Annotated in this window: 4 protein-coding genes; all 4 read right to left on the bottom strand. The window is 71.9% G+C overall.

Features of this window, described 5'->3' with window-relative positions; translation table 11 throughout:
* Window positions 1-1792: thiol reductant ABC exporter subunit CydD (gene cydD / locus L1885_RS20520; RefSeq protein ID WP_235798630.1), on the bottom strand; the 1792-nt coding region annotated here is incomplete at its 3' end.
* A gap of 18 nt (window positions 1793-1810) precedes the next feature.
* Complete coding sequence (cydB, locus tag L1885_RS20515; protein ID WP_235798629.1) at window positions 1811-2947, bottom strand: cytochrome d ubiquinol oxidase subunit II; 1137 nt, start codon at window positions 2945-2947, stop codon at window positions 1811-1813.
* A gap of 14 nt (window positions 2948-2961) precedes the next feature.
* Entirely contained in the window at window positions 2962-4476 is a 1515-nt protein-coding gene (locus L1885_RS20510) for a cytochrome ubiquinol oxidase subunit I (protein WP_235798628.1), read from the bottom strand.
* A 1012-nt stretch (window positions 4477-5488) separates the two neighbouring features.
* A complete protein-coding gene (gene hisC, locus L1885_RS20505; RefSeq protein ID WP_235798627.1) occupies window positions 5489-6568 on the bottom strand; it encodes a histidinol-phosphate transaminase in 1080 nt (359 codons plus the stop codon).
* Window positions 6569-6961: the final 393 nt, after the last annotated feature.

The raw sequence follows: 6961 nt of genomic DNA, 5'->3' as shown, positions 1-6961 counted from the left end.
CCGCCGCCACCGCCGCGATCGCGGAGCGGCCGCTCGGCACGGGCCGCACGGGCAGCGCGGCCCGTTCACCACCGCGGGCGCGTCCGGGCCTGGCGGCCTCGGAGTGACCTGCGCCCGCATCGGTTCCGGTGGCGCCGTCGCTCCGTACCCCCGCTCCCTGGCCGCCGCCCAGCACCACCACCCGGTCGGCCGCGGCCAGCAGTGCGGGGCGGTGCGCCACCAGCAGCACCGTCCTGCCGTCGGCAAGGCGCCGGACGGCGTCCACGACAGCGGCCTCCGTCGCGCCGTCCAGCGCGGCGGTCGGCTCGTCCAGGAGCAGCAGCGGCCGGTCGCCGAGGAACGCGCGTGCGAGTGCCAGGCGTTGGCGCTGCCCGGCGGACAGGCCGGCGCCGTCCTCGCCGAGTTCGGTCTCCGCGCCGTCGGGGAGGGCTGCGACGAAGTCGTGGGCGCCAGCCTCCCGCAGCGCCGCCCACACGGCGGCGTCGTCCGCGTCCGGCCGGGCCAGACGGACGTTGTCGGCGACGGTGCCCGCGAACAGGTAGGGGTGCTGCGGCACCCAGGCGACCCGTTCACGCCAGGCCGCCCAGTCGACGTCCCCCGCGTCGACGCCTCCGAGGCGCACCTCTCCCGAAGCGGGCCGCGTGAAGCCGAGCACCACGTCGAGCAGCGTGGACTTGCCCACGCCGCTCGGGCCGGTCAGCGCCACGGTCTCCCCGGGTTCGACCGTCAGGTCCGCCGCGTCCAGCGACGCGGCGGACCGGCCCGCGTGCCGTACGGTCACGTCGCGCAGTTCCAGACGTACGGAGGCGGGGACGGCCGAACCCCCACGGTGCTCCGGCTCGCTCTCCAGGACCGCGAATATCTCCCCCGCGGCGGCCAGGCCCTCCGCCGCCGCGTGGTACTGGGTGCCGACCTGGCGGATGGGCAGGTAGGCCTCGGGCGCCAGGACGAGCACGACCAGCCCGGTGCCCAGATCGAGGTCACCGTGGACGAGCCGTAGGCCGATCCCGACGGCGACCAGAGCCACCGACAGCGTCGACAGCAGTTCCAGGGCGAACGACGACAGGAACGCGATGCGCAGGGTCCGCAGGGTCGCCTGCCGGTACTCGGCGGTGATCGCCCGGATCGACTCCGCCTGAGCCTTCGCCCGGCCGAAGACCTTGAGGGTCGGCAGCCCCGCGACCACGTCGAGGAAGTGGCCGGACAGCCGGGACAGCAGCCGCCACTGCCGGTCGGTACGCGACTGGGTGGCCCAGCCGATGAGGGCCATGAACAGGGGGATCAGCGGCAGTGTCACCACGATGATCGCGGCGGAGACCCAGTCCTCCGTGACGATGCGGGCGAGCACCGCCACCGGAACGACGACCGCCAGGCCGAGTTGCGGCAGGTAGCGCGAGAAGTAGTCGTCCAGCGCGTCCACTCCGCGGGTGGCGAGCGTGACCAGGGAACCGGTCCGCTGTCCGCTCAGCCAGCCCGGCCCGAGATCACCGGCCCGCGCCAGCAGGCGCCCGCGCAGCTCGGACTTGACCGCCGCGCCGGCGCGATGGGCCGCCAGTTCGGTGAGCCAGGCGACCAGCGCGCGCCCCAGCGCCACCGCGACGAGGAGCAGCACCGGGCCGCGCAGCGACGTCAGGCCCTCGCCGTGATGGAACGCACCCACCACGACCTCCGCGATCAGCATCGCCTGGGCGACGACCAGTCCGGCGCCCAGCGCTCCCAGCGCCACCATGGCGGCGAGGAAGAGGCGGGTGGCGCGGGCGTACCGGAGCAGCCGGGGATCGATTGGTTTCACGTGAAACACCGCTCCCGGTCAGTGAGCGTCGGCCGGCCGGACGGCCGGGCCCGAGTCCCCGGCACCGCCGGAGCCGCGGGGACCGCCGATACGGGAACCGCCCGAGCCCCCGGCGTCCCCCGGCCCGTCCGCGGCGCCGGGCCCGTGCGAGCCACCCGCCACGGAGGCGATGTGCTGGGTGCCGATCCGCTTGCGGAAGACCCAGTACGTCCAGCCCTGGTAGAGCATCACGAGCGGGGTGGCGAAGGCGGCGCACCACGTCATGATCCTGAGCGTGTACGGCGCCGACGACGCGTTGGAGACCGTGAGGCTCCACCGGGGATCGAGCGACGACGGCATGACGTCGGGGAACAGCGTGAGGAAGAACATCGTCACGATGCCGATGATCGCCAGTCCGGAGAGCGCGAACGACCACCCCTCGCGCCCGCGGCCGTTGGCCGTGACCGCGAGGATCAGCGCGGCGACGGCGCCCGCCGCCGCGAACAGGGACTCCGCGTCGCCGCTGTCGACCTGTGTCCACGCGAGGAAGCCGACGACCACGACGGCGGTGACCGTGCCCAGCCCCGTGGCGAGCCGCCGGGCCCGCACCCGGATGTCGCCCACCGTCTTGAGCGCCGCGAAGACGGTGCCGTGGAAGGTGAACAGGAGCAGCGTCACCGCTCCGCCGAGCAGCGCGTACTGGTTGAAGAGGCCGCCCAGGCCGCCCACGTAGTCACCGTGCGCGTCGATCGGCAGCCCGTGCACGAGGTTGGCGAAGACGATGCCCCAGACGACGGCGGGCAGCAGCGAGGACCAGAAGATGGCGTGCTCCCAGTTGCGCTGCCAGCGCTCCTCCGGGCGCTTGGCCCGGTACTCGAAGGCGACGCCGCGCACGATCAGGCAGACGAGGATCAGCAGCAGCGGCAGGTAGAAGCCGGAGAACAGGCTGGCGTACCAGTCGGGGAAGGCCGCGAACGTCGCGCCCGCCGCGCTGATCAGCCAGACCTCGTTGCCGTCCCAGACCGGGCCGATCGTGTTGATGAGGACGCGGCGCTCCGTGCGGTCGCGGGCCAGCACCTTGGTCAGGACCCCGATGCCGAAGTCGAACCCTTCGAGGAAGAAGTAGCCGGTCCACAGGACGGCGATGATCACGAACCAGATGTCATGGAGTTGCATGGGGCACCGGCTCCTCAGTACGAGAAGGCCATCGGCCGGTCGGCGTCCGCGTCCTCGCGGTCGCCCCCGATCCGGGTGGGCGGGTGGAGGTCGGCATCGGTGAGCTCGGGCGGCCCCGCCTTGACGTACTTCACCATCAGCTTGCACTCGACGACCGCGAGGATCGCGTAGAGGAGGGTGAAGACGATCAGGGAGGTCAGCACCTCAGCGGTCGAGACGCCGGGGGAGACCGCGTCGGACGTGCGCAGCACTCCGTAGACGACCCAGGGCTGGCGCCCGTTCTCCGTGAAGATCCAGCCCCAGGACATGGCGATCATCGGGAACGTCATCGTCCACAGCGCGGCGACCCAGTACCAGCGGGCGAGCTTCGGGCTGAGCACCTTGTTCCGGAAGAGGACCAGGTGCGGCACCTCGTCGGGCCCGGTCCGCAGTCGGGCCGGCAGCATGAACTTCTTCCGGGTCAGCCAGAGGCCCAGCATGCCGAGGCTGAAGGACGCCATACCGAAGCCGATCATCCAGCGGAAGCCCCAGTAGGCGACCGGGATGTTGGGGCGGTAGTCGCCGGGGCCGAACTTCTGCTGCTCGGCCTTGTTCACGTCGTTGATGCCGGGGACGTGCGAGGAGAAGTTGTCGTCCGCGAGGAAGGAGAGCAGCCCGGGGATCTCCAGCTCGACGCTGTTGTGGCCCTTGGCCACGTCGCCGTAGGCGAAGATCGAGAAGGGGGCGGGTGACGCGCCGTTCCACAGCGCCTCGGCCGAGGCCATCTTCATCGGCTGCTGCTTGAACATGACCTTGCCGAGCTGGTCACCGCTGAGGGCGGTGAGCAGGCCCGCGATCACGACGGTGACCAGGCCGAGCCGCAGCGAGGTGCGCATCACCGGGATGTGCCGCTTGCGTGCCAGGTGGTACGCGGCGATGCCGACCATGAAGGCCCCGCCGACCAGGAACGACGCGGTGAGCGTGTGCGCGAACTGCGTGATCGCCGTGTTCTGCGTCAGCACCGACCAGAAGTCGGTCAGTTGGGCGCGGTGGGTCTTCGGGTCGATGCGGTACCCGGTGGGGTGCTGCATCCAGGAATTCGCCGCGAGGATGAAGTACGCGGAGAGGACCGTGCCGAGCGAGACCATCCATATGCAGGCCAGGTGGATCTTCTTCGGGAGCTTGTCCCAGCCGAATATCCACAGGCCCACGAAGGTGGACTCGAAGAAGAACGCGATCAGCGCCTCGAAGGCGAGCGGGGCGCCGAAGACGTCGCCGACGAAGCGCGAGTAGTCGGACCAGTTCATGCCGAACTGGAACTCCTGCACGATGCCGGTGACGACGCCCATCGCGATGTTGATGAGGAAGAGCTTTCCCCAGAACTTCGTGGCCGTGAGGTACTTCGGGTTCTCGGTCCGGACCCAGGCCGTCTCCAGGCCGGCCGTGATCGCGGCGAGGGAGATCGTGAGCGGCACGAAGAGGAAGTGGTAGACGGTGGTGATGCCGAACTGCCAGCGGGCCAGGGTGTCCGGCGCCATAGCGAGGTCCACGTCGTCTCTCCTTACATGGCCGTGGTGACGCACGCCCGCGACGGTGCACGGCGGGTCATACCGCCACGAACGACGCGCGCTTGTGAATGCGTTCACATTCACAAGAACAGTATTGCTCAGCCCCGCACCGGCTCGGCACGCGGGGGTACGTCACCTGAATCACACCTGGTCCCTGTCACAGATTCATCGTCCGATACGTCGAAAATGCACCTTTAGGCATCGATGGCAAAAAGGCGCGAAAGGTGACGAACCCACCAACTGGCGGCGCGTGCACCGCCGATGTCCCGGAGAACGAGACGTATCTCGCAGCGGACGGATGGCGGACCCGGGCGCGGACGGGGAGCGCCCCTCGCTCCGGTGGGTCCTGAAGCGCGGGGAACGGGCCCAGACGCCGGTACACGGGAGGGTGTTCCAGCAGCACTCGGAACGGGTCGCCCGGGCGTTCTCCACCACGCCTTCGGCCGGAGGCGCGTGGGGCACGCGTGGGCTCGGGCGGGAGACCGCGCGCTCGGACGGGGCACGGTGGGACACGTGCGGGCCGGGCAGGCGCGCGTACGGGCTCGGTGGTGGGCGTCGAGCGGGCAGGGCGGGGCATGCGGGCGCACCCGGGCGGGGCGCGTACCCGGGGGGGCGCGTACCGGGAGCGGCGCACGCGAGCGGGCGCGTACCGGGGGGACAGCGCACGCGGGCAGGAAGCGGCGTATCCGCGCGGGGGCACGCAAAGGGAGCGACGTATCCGGGGGGCGGCACGTACCCGGGGGCGGCACTTACCCGGGGGCGGCACGTACCCGGGGGCGGCACGTACCCAAGGGGCGCGGCCGCCGCTCGGTGGCTGCGCCCCCCGGTCCCGCCGCCGGCACCCCCGCTCCCGGGATCCGCCGGGCCCCGAAGCCTGTTTCGGGACGCCCAGTGCGCCCCGGCGCGCCCCCGCCGCACCCCGGTCGTCCCGCGAAGTCCCGGAGCGGCACACGGACGTCCCGCGAACTCCCGGGCCCTGCGCGCCTCCCGGGTCCTACAGCTCCTTGCGGAACTCCTCCGCCGCCCGCACGAACAGGTCGTTGGCCTCGGGTTCCGCGATCGTCACCCGGACCCCCTCACCCGGGAACGGACGGATGACCACGCCGGCCCGCTCGCACGCCCCGGCGAAGTCGACGGTGCGCTCGCCGAGTCGCAGCCAGACGAAGTTCGCGTGCGTCTCGGCCACGGACCAGCCCTGACCGCGCAGCCCCGAGATCACCCTTTCGCGCTCCGTGACCAGCGCGTCAACGCGTTCGAGCAACTGGTCCTTCGCGTGCAGCGACGCGACGGCGGCGTCCTGCGCGATCTGGCTCACGCCGAAGGGGACGGCCGTCTTGCGCAGGGCCTCGGCCACCGGTTCGTGGGCGATCGCGAAACCGACCCGCAGCCCGGCGAGGCCGTAGGCCTTGGAGAAGGTGCGCAGCACGGCCACGTTCGGGCGGTCCCGGTAGATCTCGACGCCGTCCGGCACCTCGGCGTCCCGGTTGAACTCGCGGTACGCCTCGTCCAGCACCACCAGCACGTCGGAGGGGACGCGATCGAGGAAGCGTTTCAGCTCGGTCCGTCGCACGACGGTGCCCGTGGGGTTGTTGGGGTTGCAGACAAAGATCATCCGAGTGCGGTCGGTGATCGCGTCGGCCATCGCGTCGAGGTCGTGGCCCTCGTCGGGGCGCAGCGGCACCTGCACCGAGGCCGCACCCGAGATCTGCACGATGATCGGATAGGCCTCGAACGAGCGCCAGGCGTAGACGACCTCGTCACCGGGACCGGAGGTCGCCTGGAGCAACTGCTGTGCCACGCCGACCGAGCCCGTGCCCGTGGCGATGTGGGAGGCCGGCACCCCGAAGTGCTCGGCCAGCTTCCCGGTCAGCGCCGTGCAGGCCATGTCCGGGTAGCGATGCAGGTTCCGCGCCGACTGCGCCACCTGATCCATCACTCCGGGCAGCGGCGGGTAGGGATTCTCGTTGGAGGACAGCTTGTACGTGGTGGTCCCGCCCGACGCGGCCGGCCTGCCCGGCTTGTAGGTGGGGATGCCCTCCAGTTGCGCACGCAGTCTGGGGCTCGTCTCGCTCACCGCTGCTCCTCCTCGCCGCCATACGGCCGGGCCGACCACACCGTCGGTCCAGTGATCTCACCATACGAGCAGATCGGGCCCCTGCGAACAGTGCGTCGGTCGCCGACGTGACGACCGTCACGGCCGGGCCCTCCCCGAAGCGGCTGCCGTCCCGGCGGGAGAAGGGGCAGGGTGGCAAAGGACGGCCGGCGGCCGCCACCGTCGGGGTCCGGCACGACCCCCCGCCCAGGACGCTCGCCCCCCGGCCCAGGACGCTCCCCCCGACCCGGGACCCTCGCCCCCGGCCGGGGACGCTCACCCCCGGCCGGGGACGCTCACCCCCGGCCCGGAGCACCGTGCCCCCCGGCCCGCCGCGCCCGGCCTCCGCCACCGGGCCCCGCCCACCCGGCGCGC

It is taken from the genome of Streptomyces fuscigenes, from assembly GCF_021556455.1.
Lineage (GTDB): Bacteria > Actinomycetota > Actinomycetes > Streptomycetales > Streptomycetaceae > Streptomyces > Streptomyces fuscigenes.
The sequence above is the reverse complement of the archived record's forward strand: the minus strand, read 5'-3'. Positions and strand labels throughout refer to the sequence as shown.

Excerpts from the sequence above, each read along its gene's own strand:
- cydB (WP_235798629.1), bottom strand. The coding sequence starts at position 2,947 with ATGCAACTCCATGACATCTGGTTCGTGATCATCGCCGTCCTGTGGACC.